Annotated in this window: 18 protein-coding genes and 1 pseudogene; 7 read left to right on the plus strand and 12 right to left on the minus strand. The window is 70.0% G+C overall.

Features of this window, described 5'->3' with window-relative positions:
• The first annotated feature begins 26 nt into the window (after positions 1 to 26).
• The 5 genes from Bsp3421_RS33155 (at position 27) to ubiA (ending at position 3,903) form a co-directional block, all read left to right on the plus strand.
• Positions 27 to 1,469 (plus strand): catalase, encoded by a 1,443-nt coding sequence (locus Bsp3421_RS33155; protein ID WP_274001247.1) that lies wholly within the window; start codon positions 27 to 29, stop codon positions 1,467 to 1,469.
• A gap of 68 nt (positions 1,470 to 1,537) precedes the next feature.
• Positions 1,538 to 1,684 (plus strand): hypothetical protein, encoded by a 147-nt coding sequence (locus Bsp3421_RS33160; RefSeq protein ID WP_274001249.1) that lies wholly within the window; start codon positions 1,538 to 1,540, stop codon positions 1,682 to 1,684.
• Between the two features lie 139 nt (positions 1,685 to 1,823).
• Positions 1,824 to 2,312 carry a non-specific DNA-binding protein DpsA gene (gene dpsA / locus Bsp3421_RS33165; protein WP_274001250.1) on the plus strand — a complete coding sequence of 163 codons (489 nt, stop codon included), beginning with the start codon at positions 1,824 to 1,826 and terminating at the stop codon, positions 2,310 to 2,312.
• A 176-nt stretch (positions 2,313 to 2,488) separates the two neighbouring features.
• On the plus strand, positions 2,489 to 2,953 hold the full coding sequence (locus Bsp3421_RS33170; protein WP_274001253.1) for a winged helix-turn-helix transcriptional regulator: 465 nt from the start codon (positions 2,489 to 2,491) through the stop codon (positions 2,951 to 2,953).
• Between the two features lie 83 nt (positions 2,954 to 3,036).
• Positions 3,037 to 3,903: a 4-hydroxybenzoate octaprenyltransferase gene (gene ubiA / locus Bsp3421_RS33175; protein ID WP_274001254.1), complete on the plus strand. Its 867-nt coding sequence runs from the start codon at positions 3,037 to 3,039 to the stop codon at positions 3,901 to 3,903.
• Positions 3,904 to 4,045: 142 nt separating this feature from the next.
• Here the strand turns inward: ubiA and proC are convergent, their stop codons facing one another.
• From proC to Bsp3421_RS33205, 6 genes are all read right to left on the minus strand, one after another.
• Positions 4,046 to 4,858 (minus strand): pyrroline-5-carboxylate reductase, encoded by an 813-nt coding sequence (gene proC, locus Bsp3421_RS33180; protein WP_274001255.1) that lies wholly within the window; start codon positions 4,856 to 4,858, stop codon positions 4,046 to 4,048.
• Between the two features lie 40 nt (positions 4,859 to 4,898).
• Positions 4,899 to 5,597, minus strand: a complete 699-nt coding sequence (locus tag Bsp3421_RS33185; protein ID WP_274001257.1) for a YggS family pyridoxal phosphate-dependent enzyme — start codon at positions 5,595 to 5,597, stop codon at positions 4,899 to 4,901.
• An 80-nt stretch (positions 5,598 to 5,677) separates the two neighbouring features.
• Positions 5,678 to 6,904 (minus strand): glycolate oxidase subunit GlcF, encoded by a 1,227-nt coding sequence (glcF, locus tag Bsp3421_RS33190; RefSeq protein WP_274001260.1) that lies wholly within the window; start codon positions 6,902 to 6,904, stop codon positions 5,678 to 5,680.
• Between the two features lie 7 nt (positions 6,905 to 6,911).
• Complete coding sequence (gene glcE, locus Bsp3421_RS33195) at positions 6,912 to 8,000, minus strand: glycolate oxidase subunit GlcE (RefSeq protein ID WP_274001263.1); 1,089 nt, start codon at positions 7,998 to 8,000, stop codon at positions 6,912 to 6,914.
• Between the two features lie 290 nt (positions 8,001 to 8,290).
• A complete protein-coding gene (locus Bsp3421_RS33200; RefSeq protein ID WP_274001265.1) occupies positions 8,291 to 9,784 on the minus strand; it encodes an FAD-linked oxidase C-terminal domain-containing protein in 1,494 nt (497 codons plus the stop codon).
• A 38-nt stretch (positions 9,785 to 9,822) separates the two neighbouring features.
• Positions 9,823 to 11,232 (minus strand): FAD-binding oxidoreductase, encoded by a 1,410-nt coding sequence (locus tag Bsp3421_RS33205; protein WP_274004439.1) that lies wholly within the window; start codon positions 11,230 to 11,232, stop codon positions 9,823 to 9,825.
• A 173-nt stretch (positions 11,233 to 11,405) separates the two neighbouring features.
• Here Bsp3421_RS33205 and Bsp3421_RS33210 point away from each other — a divergent pair, with 173 nt between their 5' ends.
• Both Bsp3421_RS33210 and hmpA read left to right on the plus strand, forming a co-directional pair.
• The gene (locus Bsp3421_RS33210; RefSeq protein WP_274001267.1) at positions 11,406 to 11,957 is read left to right on the plus strand and encodes a cob(I)yrinic acid a,c-diamide adenosyltransferase; all 552 of its coding nucleotides are present in this window, start codon (positions 11,406 to 11,408) and stop codon (positions 11,955 to 11,957) included.
• Between the two features lie 109 nt (positions 11,958 to 12,066).
• Positions 12,067 to 13,275, plus strand: a complete 1,209-nt coding sequence (gene hmpA, locus Bsp3421_RS33215; protein WP_274001269.1) for an NO-inducible flavohemoprotein — start codon at positions 12,067 to 12,069, stop codon at positions 13,273 to 13,275.
• Positions 13,276 to 13,291: 16 nt separating this feature from the next.
• Here the strand turns inward: hmpA and Bsp3421_RS33220 are convergent, their stop codons facing one another.
• From Bsp3421_RS33220 to Bsp3421_RS33245, 6 genes and pseudogenes are all read right to left on the minus strand, one after another.
• On the minus strand, positions 13,292 to 13,558 hold the full coding sequence (locus tag Bsp3421_RS33220) for a hypothetical protein (RefSeq protein ID WP_274001270.1): 267 nt from the start codon (positions 13,556 to 13,558) through the stop codon (positions 13,292 to 13,294).
• A pseudogene (locus tag Bsp3421_RS33225) lies at positions 13,555 to 14,036 on the minus strand (DUF2778 domain-containing protein). The gene Bsp3421_RS33220 and the pseudogene Bsp3421_RS33225 overlap by 4 nt, the downstream one beginning before the upstream one ends.
• A 301-nt stretch (positions 14,037 to 14,337) precedes the next feature.
• Positions 14,338 to 15,411 (minus strand): 3-deoxy-7-phosphoheptulonate synthase AroG, encoded by a 1,074-nt coding sequence (gene aroG / locus Bsp3421_RS33230; RefSeq protein ID WP_274001271.1) that lies wholly within the window; start codon positions 15,409 to 15,411, stop codon positions 14,338 to 14,340.
• Positions 15,412 to 15,791: 380 nt separating this feature from the next.
• Positions 15,792 to 17,258 (minus strand): metalloprotease TldD, encoded by a 1,467-nt coding sequence (gene tldD, locus Bsp3421_RS33235; protein ID WP_274001272.1) that lies wholly within the window; start codon positions 17,256 to 17,258, stop codon positions 15,792 to 15,794.
• 103 nt (positions 17,259 to 17,361) lie between these two features.
• Positions 17,362 to 18,189 carry a carbon-nitrogen hydrolase family protein gene (locus Bsp3421_RS33240; RefSeq protein WP_274001273.1) on the minus strand — a complete coding sequence of 276 codons (828 nt, stop codon included), beginning with the start codon at positions 18,187 to 18,189 and terminating at the stop codon, positions 17,362 to 17,364.
• Between the two features lie 49 nt (positions 18,190 to 18,238).
• Positions 18,239 to 22,438, minus strand: coding sequence for a YhdP family protein (locus Bsp3421_RS33245; protein ID WP_274001275.1), 4,200 nt, complete (start codon positions 22,436 to 22,438; stop codon positions 18,239 to 18,241).
• Positions 22,439 to 22,569 lie beyond the last annotated feature (131 nt).

Genomic DNA, 22,569 nt, shown 5'->3' on the forward strand with positions numbered 1-22,569 from the left:
TTGAGCCTCATGAAAGGAGTACCAGGATGACCGACAACAAGACCCTCACGAGCGCCGCGGGCGCCCCCGTTGCCGACAACCAGAACTCGCTGACGGCGGGCCCGCGCGGCCCGGTTGCGCTGCAGGACGTATGGCTGCTCGAAAAGCTCGCCCACTTCGACCGCGAGGTGATTCCGGAGCGGCGCGTGCACGCGAAGGGCTCGGGCGCGTTCGGCACGCTGCGCGTCGAGCACGACATCTCGAAGTACACGAAGGCGAAGCTGTTCGCGCAGGTCGGCAAGGAAACGCCGCTGTTCATGCGCTTCTCGACCGTCGCGGGCGAGCGCGGCGCGGCCGACGCCGAGCGCGACGTGCGCGGCTTCTCGATCAAGTTCTACACGGAAGAGGGCAACTGGGACGTGGTCGGCAACAACACGCCGGTGTTCTTCATCCGCGATCCGCTCAAGTTCCCGGACTTCATCCACACGCAGAAGCGCGATCCGTACACGAACCTGCGCAGCAACGTGGCGGCGTGGGACTTCTGGTCGCGCCATCCGGAAGCGCTGCACCAGATCACGATCCTGATGAGCGATCGCGGCATCCCGAAGAACTACCGGCAGATGCACGGCTTCGGCTCGCACACGTTCTCGTTCTACAACGCGGACAACCAGCGTTTCTGGGTGAAGTTCCATTTCAAGTCGCTGAACGGCATCGAGAACTACACCGACGCCGAGGCCGCCCAGGTGGTCGCGGGCGACCGCGAGAGCGCGCAGCGCGACCTGATCGATTCGATCGACGCGGGCCGCTTCCCGAAGTGGGCGTTCCGGATCCAGGTGATGCCCGAAGCCGACGCGGCGAAGCTGGCGTACAACCCGTTCGACATCACCAAGGTGTGGCCGCACAAGGCGTACCCGCTGATCGACGTCGGCACGATCGAACTGAACCGCAACGCGGCGAACTATTTCGCGGACGTCGAGCAGGCCGCGTTCACGCCGGCCAACGTGGTGCCGGGCATCGGCTTCTCGCCGGACCGCCTGCTGCAGGGCCGCCTGTTCTCGTACGGCGACACGCAGCGCTACCGGCTCGGCGTGAACCATCACCAGATCCCGGTGAACGCGCCGCGCTGCCCGTTCCACGCGTCGCACCGCGACGGCGCGATGCGCACCGACGGCAACCTCGGCGGCACGGTGAACTACGAGCCGAATCGCTTCGGGCAGTTCGCGCAGGATCGCAACGCACTGGAGCCGGCGCTCGCCGCGGGCGCGGTCGATCACTACGACCACCGCGAGGACGGCGATTACCACAGCCAGCCGGGCGCGCTGTTCCGCCTGTTCGACGCCGCGCAGCGCGAGCGCCTGTTCGGCAACATCGCCCGCCACATCAACGGCGTGCCGGCCGAGATCATCGAGCGGCAGCTCGAACACTTCGCGAAGGCCGACCCGGCCTACGCGGCGGGCGTGAAGGCCGCGCTCGCGAAGCTGGCGAAATAAGCGCCGCGCGGCGGGGCCGCATGGCGACGCGGCGCGGCCCCGCCGCGCAGCCTGACGGAGAAACGACCATGACTGAACTGATACTCGAACGCCGCGCGCTCGCCGCGCAAGCCCTGCCGGCCGTCGCGCTGCGTCGCCTGGTCGGCTTCGCGGTGGTCGGCGGCGGCGCGGTGGTGCTGCTCGCGCAACTGGCCCGGCTGCTGGCGGGCGGCTGAGCGCGGCAGCGTGCCGCACGCCGCCGCATCCGGCGGCGCGGCGCGCGCACGCTACACTGCGCAGGCTCGCGACGCGCGCCCGCCGGCCGCGTCCGAGGCGTGTTCCCTGGTTCAACCGATTGCTCAAGGAGTCCGGAAGATGGCCAAGAAAGGCACCGCAACGCAGATCAACATCGGCATCAGCGACAAGGATCGCAAGAAGATCGCGGACGGTTTGTCGCATCTGCTCGCCGACACGTACACGCTCTATATGAAGACGCACAACTTCCACTGGAACGTGACGGGCCCGATGTTCAACTCGCTGCATCTGATGTTCGAGACGCAGTACAACGAACTGTGGCTCGCGGTCGACCAGGTGGCCGAACGGATCCGCACGCTGGGCGTGGCCGCGCCGGGCACCTATCGCGAGTTCGCGAAGCTGTCGTCGATACCCGAGGCGGAGGGCGTGCCGGCCGCGGAAGACATGATCCGCCAACTGGTCGAGGGCCACGAGGCGGTGGTGCGCACCGCGCGCGCGATCTTCCCGACCGCCGACGCCGCCAGCGACGAGCCGACCGCCGACCTGCTCACGCAGCGTCTGCAGATTCACGAGAAGACCGCCTGGATGCTGCGCTCGCTGCTCGCGTGACGCGCGGATTCCCACGCCACGCCTCCCGCGTTCCGGGAGGCGTTTTTGCAGGTCGCGACGCGCGCGCCTTGGCGTCGCGCTTCGACAGTTTTAAAATGCAACCGATATGGGCGCGTGGTCCGGCCCGTCCCGGCCGGCTGCGACCCGACCGCATCCCTTCGACGAGCGAAACCGGTATGGCACAACGTAGAGACATGAGCGGCGAAACCTGTCCGGTGGCGCGCACCGTGGACGTGGTGGGCGACCGCTGGTCGCTGCTGATCCTGCGCGATGCGTTCGACGGGGTACGCCGCTTCGGCGAATTCCAGCGCAATCTCGGCATCGCGCGCAACATGCTGACCGACCGGCTGCGGATGCTGGTCGATGCGGGCGTGCTCGCGGTCGCGCCCGCCTCCGACGGCTCGGCGTACCAGGAGTACGTGCTGACGGCGAAGGGCGGCGAGCTGTTCCCGATGATCGTCGCGATGCAGCAATGGGGCGAGGCGCACCTGTTCGGGCCCGGCGAAGCGCATTCGACCCTGGTCGAGCGGCGCAGCGGCCGGCAGGTGGGCGCGATGACGCCGCGCACCCACGGCGGCCGGCCGTTGCGACACGAGGACACGGCCGTGCGGAAAATCGGGTCGGACGATCTCGGGGGCTGAGCGGCCGCCGATTTTGCCGGCGGCGGCGCGCGGTTCTACAATGCCGGGGTTATCCGTTCCCGCGCGAACTCTCGCCCGTTTCCATGCTCGCCCGTTTCCCTCTCTACTGGCGGCTCGTCCGGATGGACAAGCCGATCGGCACGCTGCTGCTGCTGTGGCCCACGCTCAACGCCCTGTGGATCGCGTCGGACGGCCATCCGCCGCCCGCGTATGTGTTCATCTTCGCGCTCGGCACGCTGCTGATGCGCTCGGCCGGCTGCGCGATCAACGACTACGCGGACCGCGACTTCGACCGCCACGTGAAGCGCACGGCCGACCGGCCGCTGACCTCGGGCAGGATTCGCGGCTGGGAGGCGCTCGCGATCGCGGTGGGCCTCGCGCTCGTGTCGTTCCTGCTGATCCTGCCGTTCAACGGGCTCACGAAGGCGCTGTCGGTGGTCGCGGTGTTCGTCGCCGCGAGCTATCCGTTCATGAAGCGTTTCTTCGCGATTCCGCAGGCGTATCTCGGCATCGCGTTCGGCTTCGGCATCCCGATGGCGTTCGCCGCGGTGCAGGACACAGTGCCGCCGCTCGCCTGGGTGATGCTGGTCGCGAACATATTCTGGTCGGTGGCGTACGACACCGCGTACGCGATGGTCGATCGCGACGACGACCTGAAGATCGGCATGCGCACCTCGGCGATCACGTTCGGCCGCTATGACGTGCTGGCGATCATGCTGTGTTATGCCGCGATGTTCGCGATCTACGCCTGGCTCGGCGTGCGGCTCGGCTTCGGGGCGCTGTACTGGCTCGGCTGGGCGGGCGCGGTGGGTTGCTCGATCTACCACTACACGTTGATCAAGGACCGCGAGCGCATGCCGTGCTTCGCGGCGTTCCGCCACAACAACTGGCTGGGCGGCGTGCTGTTCGCGGGGATCGCCGCGCATTACTACGCGGCGGCGTCGTTCTGATCCGCGCCCGGCGCTGACGCCGGTCACGCACCCCGGCAGGCCGCGCGCCTCCCGGGGTGTTTTTTTGCATCGGGCATCGGGCATCGTGACGTCGGGCGTTTCCACGCCGGGCGTCGCTATGCCCGGCGTCATGCCGCACGCGTCACGCCGCGCCCAGTTCGTCGCCCATTTCCTGCGCGCGCGTGCGCGCCGCGAGTACGCCGCGCACGATCGCTTCCTGCACGTGCTGCGCGTCGAACGACGCGAGCGCGGCGGCCGTGGTGCCGCCCTTCGAGGTCACGCGCTCGCGCAGCACGCCGGCCGGTTCGCCCGACTGCGCCGCCAGTTGCGCGGCGCCGGTGAAGGTCGCGACCGCGAGCGCGCGGCCCTGCGCCTCGTCCATCCCGAGCTGGCGCGCGGCTTCCTGCAGCGCTTCGATGAAATAGAACACATAGGCGGGCCCGCTGCCCGAGATCGCGGTGACCGCGTCGAGCTGCGCCTCGTCGTCGAACCAGACGATCTCGCCCACCGCGCCGAGCACCTGCCCGGCCAGCGAGCGGCCGGCCGCGTCGACGCCCGCGAGCGCGGCGAGGCCGGTCACGCCCATGCCGACGAGCGCCGGCGTGTTCGGCATGGCGCGCGCCACGCGCGGATAGCCGCCGAGCCAACGCGACAGGTCCGCGCCGCGGATGCCGGCCGCGATGCTGATCACGAGCTGCCCGGACAGATGCGGCGCGAGCGCCTGCGCGACGTCCTTCAGCACCTGCGGCTTCACCGCGAGCACGAGCGCGTCGTAGCCCGCCAGCGTCGCGTCGATCGCGGCGCCGGTGCGTGCGCCCAGCTCGGCCGCGAGGCGCGCGCGCGCCGCTTCGTTGGGGTCGACGGCGTACAGGTCGTGGGCCGCGACGCCGCGCTTGACGAGGCCGCCGAGCAAGGCGGCCGCCATGTTGCCGCCGCCGATGAATGCGATTTTCATGATGAAGGTCGGAAGTGGAAGAGATCGGGAAAAGAGGGGCTCAGTGCGCGTAGTCGCGCGCGCCGAAGATCGCGGTGCCGATGCGCACGATCGTCGCGCCTTCGTGGACCGCGGCCTCGAGGTCGGCCGACATGCCCATCGACAGCGTGTCGAGCGCGAGACCGTCCGCGCGCAGCTGCTCGAACAGCGCGCGCAATGCGCGATGCGGCGCGCGCTGCGCGTCGGCGCCGCCGGCGGGCTCGGGGATCGCCATCAGCCCGCGCAGCCGCAGCGTGGGCAGCGCGGCGACCGCGTGTGCGACCTCGGCAAGCCGGCCCGGCGCGACGCCGCTCTTCGAGGCCTCGCCGCTGATGTTGACCTGCACGCACACGTTGAGCGGCGGCAGGTGGGCGGGGCGCTGCTCGGCGAGCCGTTGCGCGATCTTCAGGCGGTCGACCGAATGCACCCAGTCGAAGCGCTCGGCGACCGGGCGCGTCTTGTTCGATTGCAGCGGGCCGATGAAATGCCATTCGAGCGACGCGCGCAGATCGGCGAGCGCGTCGATCTTGTCGAGCGATTCCTGCACGTAGTTTTCGCCGAACGCGCGCTGGCCTGCCGCATGGGCGGCGCGCACGTCGTCGGCCGGGAAGGTCTTGGAGACGGCCAGCAGCGCGACCGTGTCCGGCGCGCGGCCGGCCGCGCGCGCGGCGGCGTCGATGCGTTGATGGACGGAGGCGAGGCGGGCGGCGAGATCGGGCATGGCAGGCGGAAACGGAAGCGCCGCGCGCGGGCGGCGGATCGTCTGGATTATACGGACCGCGCGCGGCGGCTGTCGCGCGCTCAGCCGTACAGCAGATGCTCGACGAGCTGGATCCAGTGCGCGACGGGCACTGCCGCGCCGCTTTGCAGATGAGCGATGCAGCCGACGTTGCCCGACACGATCATCTGCGGTTCGAGCGCCTGCAGCTGCGCGAGCTTCTGCTTGCGGAGCCGGTACGACAGCGACGGCTGGGTCAGCGAGTAGGTGCCCGCCGAGCCGCAGCACAGGTGGCTGTCGACGGGCAGGTGCACCTCGATGCCGAGCGTCTCCAGCAACTGCTCGACCTTGCCGCGCGACTGCTGGCCATGCTGCAGCGTGCAGGGCGGATGGTAGGCGACGGTATGCACCGCGCGCCGCCGCGCGAGCGCGGCCAGCTCGCGCTCGAAACCCGTGAGCAGATCCGACAGGTCGCGCGTGAGCGCGACGATGCGGCGCGCCTTGTCGGCATAGGCGGGATCGTCGCGCAGCAGGTGCGCGTATTCGAGCACGGTCGCGCCGCAGCCGGTGGCGTTCATCACGATCGCCTCGGCGCCCTGTTCGATGTGCGGCCACCAGGCGTCGATGTTGCGGCGCGCGTCGTCGAGCGCGTCCGCGTGATAGTTCAGGTGCAGCCGGATCGCGCCGCAACAGCCGGCCTCGGGCGCGATCACGGCCTGCACGCCGAGCGCGTCGAGCACCCGCGCGGTCGCGATGTTGACGTTGGGCAGCATCGACGGCTGCACGCAGCCGGCCAGCATCAGCATCTTGCGCGGATGCTGCGCGGTCGGCCACGCGAGCGGCCGGGTCTTGGCTGGCACCTTGTCGCGCAGCCGCTTCGGCAGCAGCGGGCGCACCTGCTGGCCGAGCCGCATCACGGGCGAGAACAACGTGGCGTTCGGCACGAGGCTCGCGAGCGCGCGGCGCATCAGGCGCTGCGACGCGGGGCGCGGCACCTTCGCGTCGACGTGGCGGCGGCCGATCTCGACGAGCCGCCCGTACTGCACGCCGGACGGGCAGGTGGTCTCGCAGCTGCGGCAGGTCAGGCAGCGGTCGAGGTGCTGCTGGGTGCTGCGCGTGACGGGCGCGCCCTCGACCATCTGCTTGATCAGGTAGATCCGGCCGCGCGGGCCGTCGAGCTCGTCGCCGAGCAGCTGGTAGGTCGGACAGGTGGCCGTGCAGAAGCCGCAGTGCACGCACTTGCGCAGGATCGCGTCGGCTTCGTCGCCGTCGGGGGTGCCGCGGATGAAATCAGCGAGATTGGTCTGCATCGCGCATTCAGAGATCGAGATAGAGCCGGCCGCGGTTGAAGATGCGCGCGGGATCGAAGGCCGCCTTCAGGCCGCGGTGGATTTTCATCTGCGGAGCGGACAGCGGCGTGAACACGCCCGCGCTGCGATCGTAGCCGTGATCGGCGCGGAACAGCGTCGCATGGCCGCCCGCCTGCTTCGCGCTCATGCGCACGGTTTGCGCGTCGGCGTCGGTGATCCACCAGCGCTGCGCGCCGCCCCATTCCATCATCTGGCTGCCGGGCAGCAGCAGCGGCTCGGTGATCGACGGCATCGACAGGCGCCACAGCGCATGGCCCGCCGGGATCGCGGAGAAGAACGGATCGTTCTGCTCGCGCACGCCGGCCCAGAAGCGCTCGGCCTCGACCGCGTCGACCACCTCGCCGCCGAGCACCATCTTCGCGCTCTTGATCGCGGCCTCGGCGCCCGACACGCGCAGCACCAGCGTGCCGTTGCGCCACGCGCTCGCGCTCACGGGCAGGGGCCGGCCCGCCCATTCGTTGAGCTTGCGCACCGCGTCGGTCGCGCTCATGTCGAAGCGCAGCGTGATCTCGGCGACGGGGCGCGGCAGCACCTTCACCGACAGCGACAGGATCAGTCCGAGCGTGCCGAGCGAGCCGGCCAGGAGGCGCGACACGTCGTAGCCGGCGACATTCTTCACCACCTGCCCGCCGAAGCGCAGCACTTCGCCGCGGCCGTTCATCAGGGTGGCGCCGAGCACGAAGTCGCGCGGCGCGCCGGCGCTCGCGCGGCGCGGGCCGGCGAGGCCGGCCGCGAGCGCGCCGCCGAAGGTGGCGTCGCGTCCGAAGTGGGGCGGTTCGAACGGCAGCATCTGGCCGCACTCGGCGAGCGCCGCCTCGACCTGCGCGAGCGGCGTGCCGGCGCGCGCGGTCACGACCAGCTCGGCCGGATCGTAGGAGGCGATGCCCTGATAGGCGCGCGTATCGAGGATCTCGCCTTCCAGCGCCTGGCCGTACCAGTCCTTCGTGCCGCCGCCGCGGATCCGCAGGGCGCGGCCGTCCGCGCTGGCCTCGCGGATCCGTTCGGCCCAACCGGCGACGATGTCGTCCTCTTCCATGCGTTCTGTCTCGTTGTGTTTTTCTGTCCGGTCGATTGTACCGGCGCGGCGGCGCCGCACATCCCCGGCTATCCCTAGGATTGGCTTACGGCAGGGACGCGAATCGCGCATTCATGCCGGGGAAATGCCCGAAATCGCCCGCATGGCGGCGGCGCGCGCCGTTTGTCCGGCCCGGCGGGGCGCCGAGCCGGGTGCTCCGCGCCCCGCAGGAAGCCGCTCGGAGGCGCGCCGTGCCGTGCCGTGCCTTCGCAGGCGCGTTCCATAGGTAAACAGCGTCCGGGCCGCGCGCCTCAGAAGCGCGGCAGGTCGGGGTGCGGCAGCAGGCCGCCGCGTACGTGCAGGCGGCCGTATTCGGCGCAGCGCGCGCGGGTCGGGATGCCCTTGTCGGGATTGAGGAGCCCGGGCGGATCGAAGGCCCGCTTGACCGCGAAGAACGCATCGCGCTCCTGCGGCGAGAACTGCACGCACATCGAGTTCAGCTTTTCCGTGCCGACGCCGTGCTCGCCCGTCACCGTGCCGCCGAATTCGACGCAGGTCTCCAGGATGTCCGCGCCGAACAGCTCGGCGCGGTGCAGCTCGTCGGGATCGTTGGCGTTGAACAGGATCAGCGGGTGCATGTTGCCGTCGCCCGCATGGAACACGTTGATGCACCGCAGCCCGTAGCGCCCCTCCAGCTGCTCGATGCGCGCGAGCAGCGGCCCGATCGCGCGGCGCGGCACGGTGCCGTCCATGCAGTAGTAGTCGGGCGAGATCCGGCCCGCCGCCGGGAACGCGTTCTTGCGCCCGGACCAGAAGCGCAGCCGCTCGGCCTCGGTGCGCGACACCTGGATCCGCGTCGCGCCGTGCTCGCGCAGCACCGCGGTCACGCGCACGACCTCCTCCGCGACCTCCTCGGGCGTGCCGTCCGATTCGCACAGCAGGAGCGCCGCCGCGTCGAGGTCGTAGCCCGCGTGCGTGAACGACTCGACCGCCTGCGTCGCGGGCTTGTCCATCATCTCGAGGCCGGCCGGGATGATGCCGGCCGCGATGATCGCGGCGACCGCCTCGCCGCCCTTCACGACGTCGTCGAAGCTCGCCATCACGAGCTGGGCGGTCTGCGGCTTCGGGATCAGGCGCACCGTGACCTCGGTGATGATCGCGAACATGCCTTCGCTGCCGATCGTCACGGCGAGCAGGTCGAGGCCGGGCGTGTCGAGCGCGAGCGAGCCGAACTCGACGATCTCGCCGTCGATCGTCACCGCGCGCACGCGCAGCACGTTGTGGACGGTCAGCCCGTACTTGAGGCAATGGACGCCGCCCGAATTCTCCGCGACATTGCCGCCGATCGTGCAGGCGATCTGCGACGAGGGATCGGGCGCGTAGTAGAGGCCGTAGGGTGCGGCGGCCTCGGAGATCGACAGGTTGCGCACGCCGGGCTGCACGGTGGCCGTGCGCGCGTACGGGTCGACCTCGACGATCCGCTTGAAGCGCGCGAGCGACAGCACGACGCCGAGCGCGATCGGCAGCGCGCCGCCCGACAGGCTCGTGCCCGCGCCGCGCGGCACGATCGGCACGTCCATGCGCCGGCAGATCTGCACGATCCGCTGCACCTGCGATTCGGTTTCGGGCAGCGCGACCGCGAGCGGCAGGCGGCGGTAGGCCGACAGTGCGTCGCATTCATAGGCGGCGGTGTCCTCGTCGCGGTACAGCAGACAGTGCGTCGGCAGCACCGCCATCAGGGCCTGCACGACTTCGCGCTGGCGCTGGGCGCGCGCGTCGGCCGGCAATGCGTCGGGGGCGTTCATGTCTCCTCCTGGGTGGGCGCGGCGCGGGCCGCGGCCCGTCATGCGTCGGTCGTGAAGATCTTGCCGGGGTTCATCAGGTTGTGCGGATCGAGCGCGAGCTTGATCGCGCGCATCGCGTCGAGCGCGTTCTCGCCGTGCTCGAGCGCGAGGAAGCGCATCTTGTGCAGCCCGACGCCGTGCTCGCCGGTGCAGGTGCCGCCCATCCGCAGCGCGCGCTCGACGATCCGCTGGTTGAGCGCCTCCGCCTCGGCCAGTTCCTCGGGCCGCGCGGGATCGATCAGGATCGCGACATGAAAATTGCCGTCGCCGACGTGACCGACGATCGGGCACGGCAGCGACGAGGCGCGCAGGTCGAGTTCGGTTTCCTCGACGCAGGCGGCGAGCTGCGAGATCGGCACGCAGACGTCGGTGGTCACGGCGCGGCAGCCGGGCTTCAGTTGCAGCATCGCGAAGAACGCGTTGTGGCGCGCGGCCCAGAGCCGGCTGCGCTCCTCGGGGCGCGTCGCCCAGGCGAAATCGCGGCCGTCGTGCTGGGCGGCGAGCGTCTGCACGGTCTCGGCCTGCTCCTTGACGCCGGCCTCGGTGCCGTGGAATTCGAAGAACAGCGTGGGCGCCTCGGCGAGCGACAGGTGCGCGTGGCGATTGATCGAGCGGACCGCGAGCGCATCGATGAATTCGACGCGCGCGATCGGCACGCCGAGCTGGATGGTTTCGATCACGGTGCGCACCGCCGCGCCCATCGACGGGAACGCGCAGACCGCGGCCGATACGGCTTCGGGCAGCGGGTGCAGGCGCAGCGTGATCTCGGTGATCACGCCGAGCGTGCCCTCGGAGCCGACGAACAGGCGCGTCAGGTCGTAGCCGGCCGACGACTTGCGCGCGCGCGTGCCGGTTCGCACCACGCGGCCGTCGGCGAGCACCGCGGTGAGCCCGAGCACGTTTTCACGCATGGTGCCGTAGCGCACGGCGTTGGTGCCGGACGCGCGGGTCGCGGTCATGCCGCCGATGCTCGCGTCCGCGCCCGGATCGATCGGGAAGAACAGGCCGGTGTCGCGCAGCGCGTCGTTGAGGGTCTTGCGGGAAATGCCGGGCTCGACGGTGACGGTCAGGTCCTCCGCGTCGATCGACAGCACCCGGTCCATGCCGGACACGTCGAGCGACACGCCGCCGCGCACCGCGAGCAGGTGGCCTTCGAGCGACGAGCCCGCGCCGTACGGAATCACCGGCACGCCGTGCCGCGCGCACAGCCGCACCACCTCGCGGACCTCGTCGGCGCTGCGGGCGAACGCGACGGCGTCGGGCGGCACCGGATCGAACGGCGATTCGTCGCGGCCGTGCTGGGTGCGCACCGCCTCGGCGGTCGACACGCGTTCGCCGAGCGTCGCGACGAGCGCGTCGAGGAGGGCGGGCGGGAACGGAGGGCGGGGCCGGGCCGGGGGCGGGGTGATTCAATCGAGTCTCCTGTCCAGCTTGTAGGCGTGCACCGCGGCGAGGCGGCCGGGTCATTCTACGCCGGAAAGCCGCGCGCCCGTCGCGCCGCGGGCTGCGATAATCGGCGTCTGCCGCGCCCGCGCATCGCGCGCCGCGGCCATCTGCAGCCATGCTTACCAAGGGGACAGGGATGGGCAACCGCCTGAGCAAGATCGCCACCCGCACCGGCGACGACGGCACCACCGGCCTCGGCGACGGTCGCCGGGTGCGCAAGAGCGACGCGCGGATCGCCGCGATCGGCGACGTCGACGAGTTGAACTCGCAGCTCGGCGTGCTGCTCGCGGAGCCGCTGCCGGACGACGTGCGCGCGGCGCTGGAGACGATCCAGCACGACCTGTTCGACCTGGGTGGCGAGCTGTGCATCCCCGGCCACCGGGTCGTCGGCGATACGCATCTCGCGCGCCTCGACGCCTGGCTGGCCGACTACAACGGCCGGCTGCCGCCGCTCAAGGAGTTCATCCTGCCGGGCGGCGCGCGCGCGGCGGGGCTCGCGCACGTGTGCCGCACCGTGTGCCGGCGCGCCGAGCGCGCGATCGTCACGCTCGGCGAGACCGAGGCGCTCGACGCCGCGCCGCGCCGCTACGTGAACCGGCTGTCGGACCTGCTGTTCGTGCTGGCCCGGATCCTGAACTGCTCGGCGGGCGGGACCGACGTGCTGTGGGTGCGCGGCCGCGCCGATTAGGCGCGCGGCGGACCGGGGTCCGCCATTATTTTGAGATGCGACAATTTGCCCGGGACAAGCCACGCCTTTAAACATGTACTGTGTGTGCATCTTTAAAGGAGAAAGAATCATGACGCAGATCACGACAGAGCAGATGGCGCGGGTGAAGGCGACCGCACCGGTTCTCGCGGAGCACGGCGCGACCATCACGCGGCATTTCTACCAGCGCATGTTCGAGCGGCATCCCGAGCTGAAGAACCTGTTCAACCAGACCCACCAGAAGACCGGCAGCCAGCCGGAGACGCTCGCGAAGGCGGTGTATGCCTACGCGGCGAACATCGACAACCTGGGCGTGCTGGGCGGCGCGGTGACGCGGATCGCGCACAAGCACGCGAGCCTGAACATCCGGCCCGAGCACTATCCGATCGTGGGCGAGAACCTGCTCGCCTCGATCGTCGAGGTGCTCGGCGACGCGGTCGATCCGGAGACGCTCGAAGCGTGGCGGGTGGCCTACGGGCAGCTCGCGCAGCTGCTGATCGGCGTCGAGGCCAATCTCTACGAAGGGGCGGCGTGGAGCGGCTACCGGCCGTTCCGGGTCGCGCGCAAGGTGCGCGAGAGCGACGTGATCACGTCGTTCTACCTGAGCCCGGCGGACGGCGGCGCGGCGCCCGGCTTCGAGCCGGGCCAGTACGTGACGGTCAAGCGTTTCGTCGGCGAGCTGGGCGTCGATCAGCCGCGCCAGTACAGCCTGTCCGACGCGCCGCACGGCCGCTGGCTGCGGATCTCGGTGAAGCGCGAGGCGGGGCAGGGCGAGGCGGTGCCGGCGGGGCGGGTGTCGACGCTGCTGCACGACGGCGTCGAGGAAGGTGCGATCGTCGAGGTGACCGCGCCGATGGGCGATTTCACGCTGGCGCGCGACCGCGCGACGCCGGTCGTGCTGATCTCGGCGGGGGTGGGGATCACGCCGATGGTGTCGATGGCGCAGACGCTCGCGGACGAGGGCAGCGCGCGCGAGGTCCGCTTCGTCCACGCGTGCCGCTCGGGGCGCATGCATGCATTCCGCGACTGGCTCAACGCGCTGGCCGCTGCGCATCCGAACGTCACGCGCACGGTGTTCTACGAGCTGGTCGGGCCGGACGACCGCGCGGGCGTCGAGCACGACGCGGAAGGGCGGCTCACGCTGGCGCGGCTCGAGCGGCATGCGCTCGTGGCGGACGCCGATTACTACATCTGCGGGCCGGTGGGATTCATGAAGATGCAGCGCGATGCGCTCGTCGCGCTCGGCGTGGCGCCGGCACGCGTGCATACCGAGATCTTCGGTTCGGGCGCGCTGGAGTGAGAGGGTGGGCGACGGCTCAGGGGCGCGCCCCGCGCCGTCGCCAGCGCGTGGCCAGGCCGACGGCCAGGGCGATCACGAAGCTGAGCAGCAGCCAGACCGTGGTGATGATGTCTTCGTGCTGCTCGCCGCCGACCGAGTTCAGGGCGCGAAACAGCGGCTGGAACGCGGCGTAGGATGCGTTGCTGGCAGACCAGGCGCGCACCGGCTCGCTCGTGACGAGCAAGAGATAGACGGGGACGCTCATCAGGAGCCCCGGCAGCAGGCACGCCCATGTTTTCTTCATCGTACGATCACCCGACCGTAGTATCGGATCGAGGTGCCTGGAACCGTGCCGGTAGTCTGAGCCTTCAGGTCAGTCCGCAGCCGGGAGAATTGGACGTGGCTCGGCAGAGTGATGCAGCCCTCACTGACGCTCTGGTCCCGGTTGGGTGAAGGCGAAACGCGCCTTGCTTTACCCCGTTGATAAAGGTGTGATCATCTATTTTTCCATCGATTCGATAGAGTGCGAACCATTCCGCGCGATGCGTGCCGGCACGCACATCTTTGAAGAAATCCCAGAGCATGCCGAGATGCCCGCCACTTTGGCGATCCACGATGTAATAAGTCCCATGGGGAATGGGACCTTTGTCTACAACTGAAACTGCAGATGGGTCGTTTTTGTAGGGGTGGCTGCCAGAAAATGCAGGGACACTACCGAATCCCGGGCAAATGAACGATGAAATGCTACGCCTGTTTAACGTATAGGTGCACTCTACTGGCAAGATAACCTCCGGGGAAATAATCCGCCGTGGTTTTCAATAACGCAGACATTGAAATGTCTGGTGAAAGACTTTCTGCGGAGACGGAGTGGGGCTATCGATGCAACGAGATCCCTGTATATGAGAATGGTCTCAAATGAAAACAGACTCTTTTTCGGGATGAAGGACGGATGACCCGTCCTTCATTTTTGCGTGAGTCAATTCGTGACCCGCTCGAACGCACAAAGCGTGTTCCAACTTGCCGGCTCCGGCGCACGGACATCGTCTCGATCGACGACCTCCGTGCGCATCGCCCGCCCCCGTGTCAGTTCCCGCTGCCGCGCGCGACGCGGCGCGCCTTCACCGCTTCCGCGAGGCCTTCGAGCACCTTCACGCTCTCGTCCCAGTCGATGCAGGCGTCGGTGATGCTCTGGCCGTAGGTCAGCGTGCAGCCTTCCTGCAGGTCCTGGCGGCCGGCCACCAGATGCGACTCCACCATCACGCCGACGATCCGCTCGTCGCCGGCCGCGAGCTGGCGGCCGATGTCCGCGCACACGGGAATCTGGTTCTCGTGCCGCTTCGAGCTGTTCGCGTGGCTCGCATCGATCATCAGGCGCGCGGCGAGGCCCGCCTTGCCGATGTCGCCGCACGCGGCGTTCACGCTGTCCGCATCGTAGTTCGGGGTCTTGCCGCCGCGCAGGATCACGTGGCAATCCTCGTTGCCCGCCGTCGACACGATCGCTGAATGGCCGCCCTTCGTCACCGACAGGAAATGGTGCGGCTGCGACGCCGCCTTGATCGCGTCGACCGCGATCTTCACGTTGCCGTCGGTGCCGTTCTTGAAGCCGACCGGACACGACAGCCCCGACGCCAGCTCGCGATGCACCTGCGACTCGGTGGTGCGCGCGCCGATCGCGCCCCACGAGATCAGGTCCGCGATGTATTGCGGGCTGATCATGTCGAGGTATTCGGTGCCGGCGGGCAGGCCCATCTCGTTGATGTGCATCAGCAGCTCGCGCGCGATGCGCAGGCCGTCGTTGATCTTGAAGCTGTTGTCGAGGTGCGGATCGTTGATGAGCCCCTTCCAGCCGACCGTGGTGCGCGGCTTCTCGAAGTACACGCGCATCACGATCTCCAACTCGCCCGCGAAGCGCTGGCGTTCCTTGGCGAGCCGGCCCGCGTATTCGAGCGCCGCCTGGGTGTCGTGGATCGAGCACGGCCCGATGATCACGATCAGGCGGTCGTCCATGCCGTGCAGGATCCGGTGCAGCGATTGACGCGCGTTGTAGATCAGCTCGGACGCGGCCTCGCTGCACGCGAACTCGCGGATCAGGTGGGCGGGCGGCGTCAGTTCCTTCAGTTCGCGGATACGGACGTCATCGGTATTGTGCGGGGGCATGCTAGTTCTCCAGGACGGGGCGCCACGGGGGCGGCTATCGATCAGTTCTGCAATTCGGGTTGCGTCAATTCGGTTGTGCGGGCGGCCGGTTCGTCGGGGCAAAAAAAAACCGCCGGGTTTGCCGGCGGTTTTTCAGGAATTTCGTGTGCGCTTGGTGCGCCATCACTCCTCTCGATCCGCCAGGGGTCTGAGATGCCAGAAAAAGTAAAAGTAAAACTTGGCGGACATGACGGAGGGGTTCGGTGCGTTGAAAACGTGATTGCAATTTATACCCCGACCTGGCGCGCTTGGCAATCCGGCTGGGTCAAAAATGCGGACAATCCGCATATCTCGATGAAGATGTGCAGACTATCCGCGTAACTATCTCAATGACCATGCACTCAGACGGTGCCGCCGACCGTCATCCTGTCGATCCGCAGAGTCGGCTGGCCGACGCCCACCGGCACGCTCTGGCCTTCCTTGCCGCAGACTCCGACGCCGCTGTCGAGGCGCATGTCGTTGCCGATCATGCTCACGTACTTGAGCGATTCCGGGCCGCTGCCGATCAGCGTCGCGCCCTTGACGGGGTAGGTGATCTTGCCGTCCTCGATCATGTAGGCCTCGGACGCCGAGAACACGAACTTGCCGTTGGTGATGTCGACCTGGCCGCCGCCGAAGTTCACCGCGTACAGCCCGTGCTTGACCGATTCGATGATCTCGCGCGGATCCTTGTCGCCGTTCAGCATGTAGGTGTTGGTCATGCGCGGCATCGGCAGCGCCGCGTACGATTCGCGGCGCGCGTTGCCGGTGACGGGCATTTTCATCAGGCGCGCGTTCAGCGTGTCCTGGATGTAGCCCTTCAACACGCCGTCCTCGATCAGCGTCGTGCACTGGGTCGGGTTGCCTTCGTCGTCGATGTTGAGCGAGCCGCGGCGGTTCGGCAGCGTGCCGTCGTCGACCACCGTCACGCCCTTGGCCGCGACCCGCTCGCCGATCCGCCCGGCGAACGCCGACGAACCCTTGCGGTTGAAGTCGCCCTCGAGCCCGTGGCCGATCGCCTCGTGCAGCAGCACGCCCGGCCAGCCCGAGCCGAGCACGACGGTCATCGCGCCCGCCGGCGCGGGGCGCGCGTCGAGGTTCACGAGCGCCGCGTGCACCGCGTCGTCGACATAGCGCGCGAGCACTTCGTCGGTGAAGTAGCCGTAGTCGAAGCGGCCGCCGCCGCCGCCCGAGCCGATCTCGCGGCGGCCGTTCTGCTCGGCGATCACCGTGACGGACACGCGCACGAGCGGGCGGATGTCGGCCGCGAGCGCGCCGTCGCTGCGCGCGACCAGCACGACGTCGTATTCGCCCGCGAGGCCCGCCATCACCTGCGTGATGCGCGGATCGCGGCCACGCGCCATCTGCTCGACGCGTTCGAGCAGCTTGACCTTGGCGGTCGCGTCGAGCGACGCGAGCGGATCGGCGGGCAGGTACAGGTCGCGGCCCGAGATGCCCTTCAGCGTCGAGGCGACCTGCACCTTGTGCTTGCCGCCGCCCGCGCGGGCGATCGCCTTGGTCGCGGCCGCGGCCTGCGCGATCGCTTCCGGCGACAGGTCATCGGAGTACGCGAACGCGGTGCGTTCGCCCGCCACGGCGCGCACGCCGACGCCCTGGTCGATGCTGAAGCTGCCCGACTTGACGATGCCTTCCTCGAGGCTCCAGGCTTCGCTGCGGGTGGCCTGGAAATACAGGTCGGCGTAGTCGACCCGGTGCGTGAAGATATCGGCGAGCGTGCGCGTCAGCAGGGTTTCGTCCAGGCCGTACGGCGTGAGCAGGATGTCTTTCGCGAGCGCGAGGTTGCGGATGCCGGGTTCGATGATGTTCATTCAGGTATCGGGGAATCTCTAAAAAGCGGTTAGCGAACGCGCGTGACAGGGTATCCGGTCAAATCAGATGGTGGGCGGCGGGCCGGTTTTCAAGCGGGCGGGCTCAGGCCAGCACGCGGTGGCGCCAGGCGGGCAGGCTCTCGCGCACCTCGGCGAGCCGGGCGGGATCGAGCGCGCCGCTCACGACCCCGGCGCCCTCGTCGCGCACCGCGACGATCTCGCCCCACGGGTCGATCAGCATGCTGTGTCCCCAGGTGCGGCGGCCGTTGCCGTGCTTGCCGCCCTGCGCGGCGGCGAGCACATAGCACTGATTCTCGACCGCCCGCGCGCGCAGCAGCGTTTCCCAGTGCGCGCGGCCCGTCGTATACGTAAACGCCGACGGCACGACGATCAGCGCGCAATCGCCCATCCGCCGGTACAGCTCCGGAAAGCGCAGATCGTAGCAGACCGACAGCCCGACGCGCCCGAACGGCGCCTCGAAGGTGCGCACGGCATCGCCGGGGCGGATCGTGCGCGACTCGTCGAACGACTCCTCGCCCTTCTCGAAGCTGAACAGGTGGATCTTGTCGTAGCGCGCGGCCTCGCGGCCCTGCGGATCGAACACGAGCGTGGTGTTCAGCACGCGCGACGGCTCCGGCGCGCGCAGCGGCAGCGTGCCGCCGATCACCCAGACGCCGTGACGCCGCGCGGCGTCCGCGAGGAAGCGCTGCAGCGGGCCGTCCTGGTGCGGTTCGGCGAGCGCGAGCTTGTCGGTGTCCTTGAAACCCATGAAGCAGAAGTACTCGGGCAGCAGCACGAGGCGGGCGCCGTCGGCGGCCGCCTCGGCGATCAGCCGGTCGGCCTCGGCGAGGTTGGCGGCGACGTCGGGCGCGCTCACCATCTGCAGCGCGGCGACCCGGAAGGGGGAGGCGGAAGCGGATCGGTCGGTCATCGCAAGTCCGGTTGCCTGGAAAAAGGGTGCGGGCCCATCGGCGGCCGAATCAGTGACCGGCCGCATCGGCGGGCGCGTGGATCATCTTACCGCGATCGCCGCGCACCCGCTCGATGTGGGGATGCGCCCACGAACCGGTGATCGCGTAGTCGACCGCGAACGCGCGCGAGAGGGTCTGCGACAGCGCGACGTCGGCGGCCAGCACGCCCAGGCCGAGCAGCGGATTGATCACGGCGGCCGCGATCGCGGCCGCGCCGGCGCTGACCTTGGGCGCGACGTGCGCGTGCAGGTCCTGGGTCTCGTGCGCGAGATCGACCGCGCCCGCGAGCGTGACCCGGGCCGGCGCGGTGACCATCTCGAAGTCGCCGAGGCGGGCGATGCCGTTCGCGATCTGGCCGTTGCCGCTGATCTTCTCGAACGGCAGGCCCTTGCCGATCACGTCGCGGAAATCGAGCGTCAGGAAGCGCGCGAGGCTTTGCAGGCTCAGCACGCCGAGCAGCTTCGCCGCGCCCGGGTCGACCTTCAGGATCTGGCCGTGCTGCAGGTCGAGCGACAGGACGCCGCCGAGCGTCGGGTAGTCGATCGCGGTCGGGCCGCCGCGCCAGCCGACCTTGCCGGTCAGCGTGCCTTTGCCGTCCGCGATGGTGCGCGGCAGCCCGACCCGGTCGAGCAGGGCGCCGGCATTGTCGATGTCGAGCCGGAAGTCGAACACGGTGCGGCGCGGCGCGTCGTCCTCGTCGACGCCGCGCGCGAGCGCGCGGCGCGAGGTGCGCCAGTTCGCGGTCGCGGTCAGCTTGGCCGCCGGGTTCGCGAGTTCGAGCTTGTCGAGCTGCCAGACCGGCACGCCGTTCTCGTCGAGGTTGCGCGCGTTGACTTCGAGCCGGCCGATGTCGTGGCCGCGCGCCACCACCTGATCGACCACCAGGTCGATGGCCGGCATCGCGTGGTCGGCGGGCGTCGGCAGGTCCATCGCGCGGCCGACCAGGTCGTGCTCGGCGCTGTCCGGGATCACGAGCTTCGCGAGCCGCGCGTTGAGCACGCCGGCCGCGTGGGCGCCGCTGCCCGGCGCCCACGACAGGTAGCCCGACACCTGGTTCGAGGCGATGTTCGCCTGCCACAGGTCGTCGACGTGCGAGGCGCCGACGATCACGTTTTCCCAGTTGCGCTTGAGCAGCTTGAGCGTGCCGAAGTGCAGCGCGAAGCGCTTCGGCGCGAAGCTCGCGAGGTCGACCCGCGGTTGCGCCTGCGGGGCCGGCGCGCCCGAACCGGTGCGCAGCGTCTTGGCGAACGCGAGCCACGCGTCGGCGTCGAGTTCCGGCACGTCGACGGCGGCCGTCACGCCGTCGTGCGGCAGGTCGGGCATGCGGTTCATGCCGAGCGCGCCGCGCACCGCGCTGACCGGCTGGTCGCGCGTGAGGTCGAGCACGTAGCGCGCGCCGATCGGCCCGAGCTTCAGGTCCGCGCGCACGCGCTGGCGGTCGCCCGGCTCCGCCTCGGGCGCGAGCGTGAAGTCGAACGGCAGCGGCTCGCCCGCGGGCTTCGCGAACGGCGCGGGAAAGTGCAGCGCGACATCGGTCAGGTCGGCGTGCGCGGTGATCTCGGGCGGGCCGTCCTTCTTCATGCCGCGCACCGTGATCTGGTAAGGCGCGTCGCCCACCACCCGGCCGAGCAGGGTCGCCGCCGCGCCGCGCAGGCCCAGGTTGCGCGCGGCGTCGAGCGCGATCCGGCCATCGACGTCGAACGCGTAGCGGCCGTCCGCCTCGAGCCCGCCGCGCGCGCTCAGGTCGCCGCCGAGGAAGCGGCCGGTCAGCCGCTCGGCGGCGAGCGTGTGCTGGGTGAAGCGCAGCTGGCCGTGCAGGCGCGACAGCGGCGGCAGGCCGTCGGTTTCGAGCGTGTTGCCGGCGAGCCCGATCGTGCCTTCGACATCGGTGTGCGGATGCGCGACGTGCTGCGGGATCGTCAGTTTCAGCGCGAGCGTCGCCGGGCCTTGCGCGCGGAGCCGTTCGCCGAGGCGGCCGGTCATCCCGCCGACCGCGCTGCGGTTCGCGTAGTCGAGCAGGTCGGCGAGCGGGCCGCGCGCGCGGCCCTCGATCACGAGCGGCGAATGCAGCGGGTTGCCGAGGTCGGCGATGTGGCCGCGGACCGGATCGAGCACGACCCCCTTGTAGTGCGCGCGGCCGATGTCGAAGCGCAGCTTGTTCTGTTCGATCTCGAACACGCCGTCGATGCCGTCGAGCGCCGGCCACACGTTCGGCGTGCCGTTCGCGAGCGTGTGCAGCGGCTGCGGCGTGGGTTCGAAGCGCCCGCCCGTGAACGGCGCGACGATGTGGAACACGCCCGCCTTCGGATCGTGCTCGTACGGGAAGGTCTCGAGCGGCCCGCGCGCGACGATCGTCGCGCCGCGCTTGACCTGGCCCGCCTGCAGCGCGTGGCCCAGGTACAGGCGCAGGTGATCGGACAGGCTGGTCGGCAGGTAGCGGACGATCCGGGCGACCGCGGCGCGCTCGAAGTCGGCCTTCAGGTCGAGTTCGCCGCGGCCGTGCCCCGGGTTCGTATAGCGGCCCGCGACCGTGATCGACGCGTCCGGATTGTCGACGTGGAACTCGGGCACCGCGACCTCCACGCGCGCGTGCGGCGTGCCCGCGGCTGGCGTGATGGTCCAGTTCGCGCGGCCGCGCAGCCGGTCGAACGCGAGGCGCGGCTCGTCGAACACGCCGGGCACGGTCACGGCCGCGTTCACTGTGTCGAGGCTCGCCGTGCCCTGGCGCTCGTTGGCGTCGACGTGGCCCCACAGGTTCTCGACGCCGGGAATCCCGGCGCGCGGATGGCCGTGCACGGACAGGCCGGGCGGCGGCTCCTGCGCCTCGATGCTGATGCCTTGCAGGTCGCCCTGGAAGCGGTAGCGGATGATCGGCGCGGCGCCGTTCTGGCGTTCCTCGTCGGCGAGTTCGTTGCTTGCCGGGCGCGCGCGCTCGACTTCCATCGCGTAGTTGGCGACGAGCCCGCGCGGATCGAAGCGCACCAGTTCGTTGCGCAGCCGCGCGGGCAGCGGCAGCCCGCGGATGAATTCCGCGAGGATGCCGAGGTCGACGCGGTCGCCCGCGACGCTCAGCAGCTGGCCGTGCTCGAGGGTCGGCACGCGGTAGCGGGCGGTCAGGGTCGAGAACGCGAGCGAGCGCGACAGCGGCGTGCCGTCGTCGAGCGGCGGCTGGCCCAGCTCGGCGTGCAGGCGCGTGAGGTGCAGCGTGTAGTCGCGCTTCGGCTCGATCGCGAGGTCCCAGCCGAAGCGCGCGACGGGGATGTCGAGGCGCGGCTGGGTCGGGCGCACCCGCAGCGCGACGTCGTAGCCGTGCAGGCTGCCGCGCGCGCCGGTCAGGTGGCCGTCGCGGAAGTTCGCCCAGATCGCATTGTCGATGCGGCCCGCGTAGGCGGTCAGCGGGATGTTGGTGTAGCGCGCGAGGGTCGGCAGGTCGACGGGGCCGGTCGACACGTAGGCGTCGCCGCTCCAGTTGGCGGGCTTGCCGATCGCCACGAGCGGCTTGTGGGTGAAGCGGGCGCGGAAATCGAGCGGGCCGAGGAACAGCGTGCCGTTCGCGGGCGCCTGCAGCGCGAGCCGGTGGCTGGCGCCGTCGTTGAGCACGGCGACCCGGATCCCGGTCAGCGCGAGTTCGGGCGCCGCGCGCTGCGCGTCGCGCCAGCGCAGCGTGCCGCCGCGCAGCACGATCGCCTCCTGCTTGAGCAGCCAGGTGCTGAAGGTGTCGTCGCCGCCGCGGCGGGTGGTCGGCACCGCCACGCCCGCCACCGACAGCGAGCCGTCCGCGTGACGCTCGGCGAGCAGATCCGGCTCGTCGACGATCAGGCTCGACAGCGTGGGGGACAGCCTGAGCAGCGAGCGCCACGACAGCGCGGCGCTCGCGTGCGGCACCGACAGCGCAAGCCGGCCGTCGCGGCCGCGGATCGTCAGGCGGCTGACCTCGACGCCCGGCTGCAGCCCGGACCACGAGGGCGCGAGCCGGCCGATCCGGACGTCGGCGTGCAATTTTTGAGATACGAAGGTTTCGACGCGCGGGCGGAATTCGTCGACGCGCGGCAGCAGGAGATAGCGCAGGCCGAGGAACAGGATGGCCGCGATGAAATACGCGGCGATGCCGAGCACCAGGACCGCCTTGAACACGCGACGCAGGACCGGGTGATCGTGATGCGGAGGCCCGGCTTCGTGCGGCGCGGCGGATTCCTGGCGGTCGGACATGCGGCGAAGGGGCGGCGATATGGTAGTTTTGCGAACTGACGTTGAAATGTATCACAGGGGGTCGCGCGGGCGGCCGCCGGGCGGCCCGCGCGGGCCGCCCGGCCGGCTCCGCGCCCGCGCCGCGCGACCCG

It is taken from the genome of Burkholderia sp. FERM BP-3421 (genome assembly GCF_028657905.1).
Taxonomy (GTDB): Bacteria; Pseudomonadota; Gammaproteobacteria; order Burkholderiales; family Burkholderiaceae; genus Burkholderia.

Bases quoted from the DNA above. Each gene is read 5' to 3' on its own strand.
- Bsp3421_RS33185 (WP_274001257.1), bottom strand. From the start codon at position 5,597: ATGCCCGATCTCGCCGCCCGCCTCGCCTCCGTCCATCAACGCATCGAC.
- Bsp3421_RS33210 (WP_274001267.1), top strand. From the start codon at position 11,406: ATGGGCAACCGCCTGAGCAAGATCGCCACCCGCACCGGCGACGACGGC.
- Bsp3421_RS33155 (WP_274001247.1), top strand. From the start codon at position 27: ATGACCGACAACAAGACCCTCACGAGCGCCGCGGGCGCCCCCGTTGCC.
- Bsp3421_RS33160 (WP_274001249.1), top strand. From the start codon at position 1,538: ATGACTGAACTGATACTCGAACGCCGCGCGCTCGCCGCGCAAGCCCTG.
- aroG (WP_274001271.1), bottom strand. From the start codon at position 15,411: ATGCCCCCGCACAATACCGATGACGTCCGTATCCGCGAACTGAAGGAA.
- proC (WP_274001255.1), bottom strand. From the start codon at position 4,858: ATGAAAATCGCATTCATCGGCGGCGGCAACATGGCGGCCGCCTTGCTC.
- Bsp3421_RS33170 (WP_274001253.1), top strand. From the start codon at position 2,489: ATGGCACAACGTAGAGACATGAGCGGCGAAACCTGTCCGGTGGCGCGC.
- Bsp3421_RS33245 (WP_274001275.1), bottom strand. From the start codon at position 22,438: ATGTCCGACCGCCAGGAATCCGCCGCGCCGCACGAAGCCGGGCCTCCG.
- hmpA (WP_274001269.1), top strand. From the start codon at position 12,067: ATGACGCAGATCACGACAGAGCAGATGGCGCGGGTGAAGGCGACCGCA.
- Bsp3421_RS33200 (WP_274001265.1), bottom strand. From the start codon at position 9,784: ATGAACGCCCCCGACGCATTGCCGGCCGACGCGCGCGCCCAGCGCCAG.
- dpsA (WP_274001250.1), top strand. From the start codon at position 1,824: ATGGCCAAGAAAGGCACCGCAACGCAGATCAACATCGGCATCAGCGAC.
- Bsp3421_RS33240 (WP_274001273.1), bottom strand. From the start codon at position 18,189: ATGACCGACCGATCCGCTTCCGCCTCCCCCTTCCGGGTCGCCGCGCTG.
- ubiA (WP_274001254.1), top strand. From the start codon at position 3,037: ATGCTCGCCCGTTTCCCTCTCTACTGGCGGCTCGTCCGGATGGACAAG.
- glcF (WP_274001260.1), bottom strand. From the start codon at position 6,904: ATGCAGACCAATCTCGCTGATTTCATCCGCGGCACCCCCGACGGCGAC.
- glcE (WP_274001263.1), bottom strand. From the start codon at position 8,000: ATGGAAGAGGACGACATCGTCGCCGGTTGGGCCGAACGGATCCGCGAG.
- Bsp3421_RS33220 (WP_274001270.1), bottom strand. From the start codon at position 13,558: ATGAAGAAAACATGGGCGTGCCTGCTGCCGGGGCTCCTGATGAGCGTC.
- tldD (WP_274001272.1), bottom strand. From the start codon at position 17,258: ATGAACATCATCGAACCCGGCATCCGCAACCTCGCGCTCGCGAAAGAC.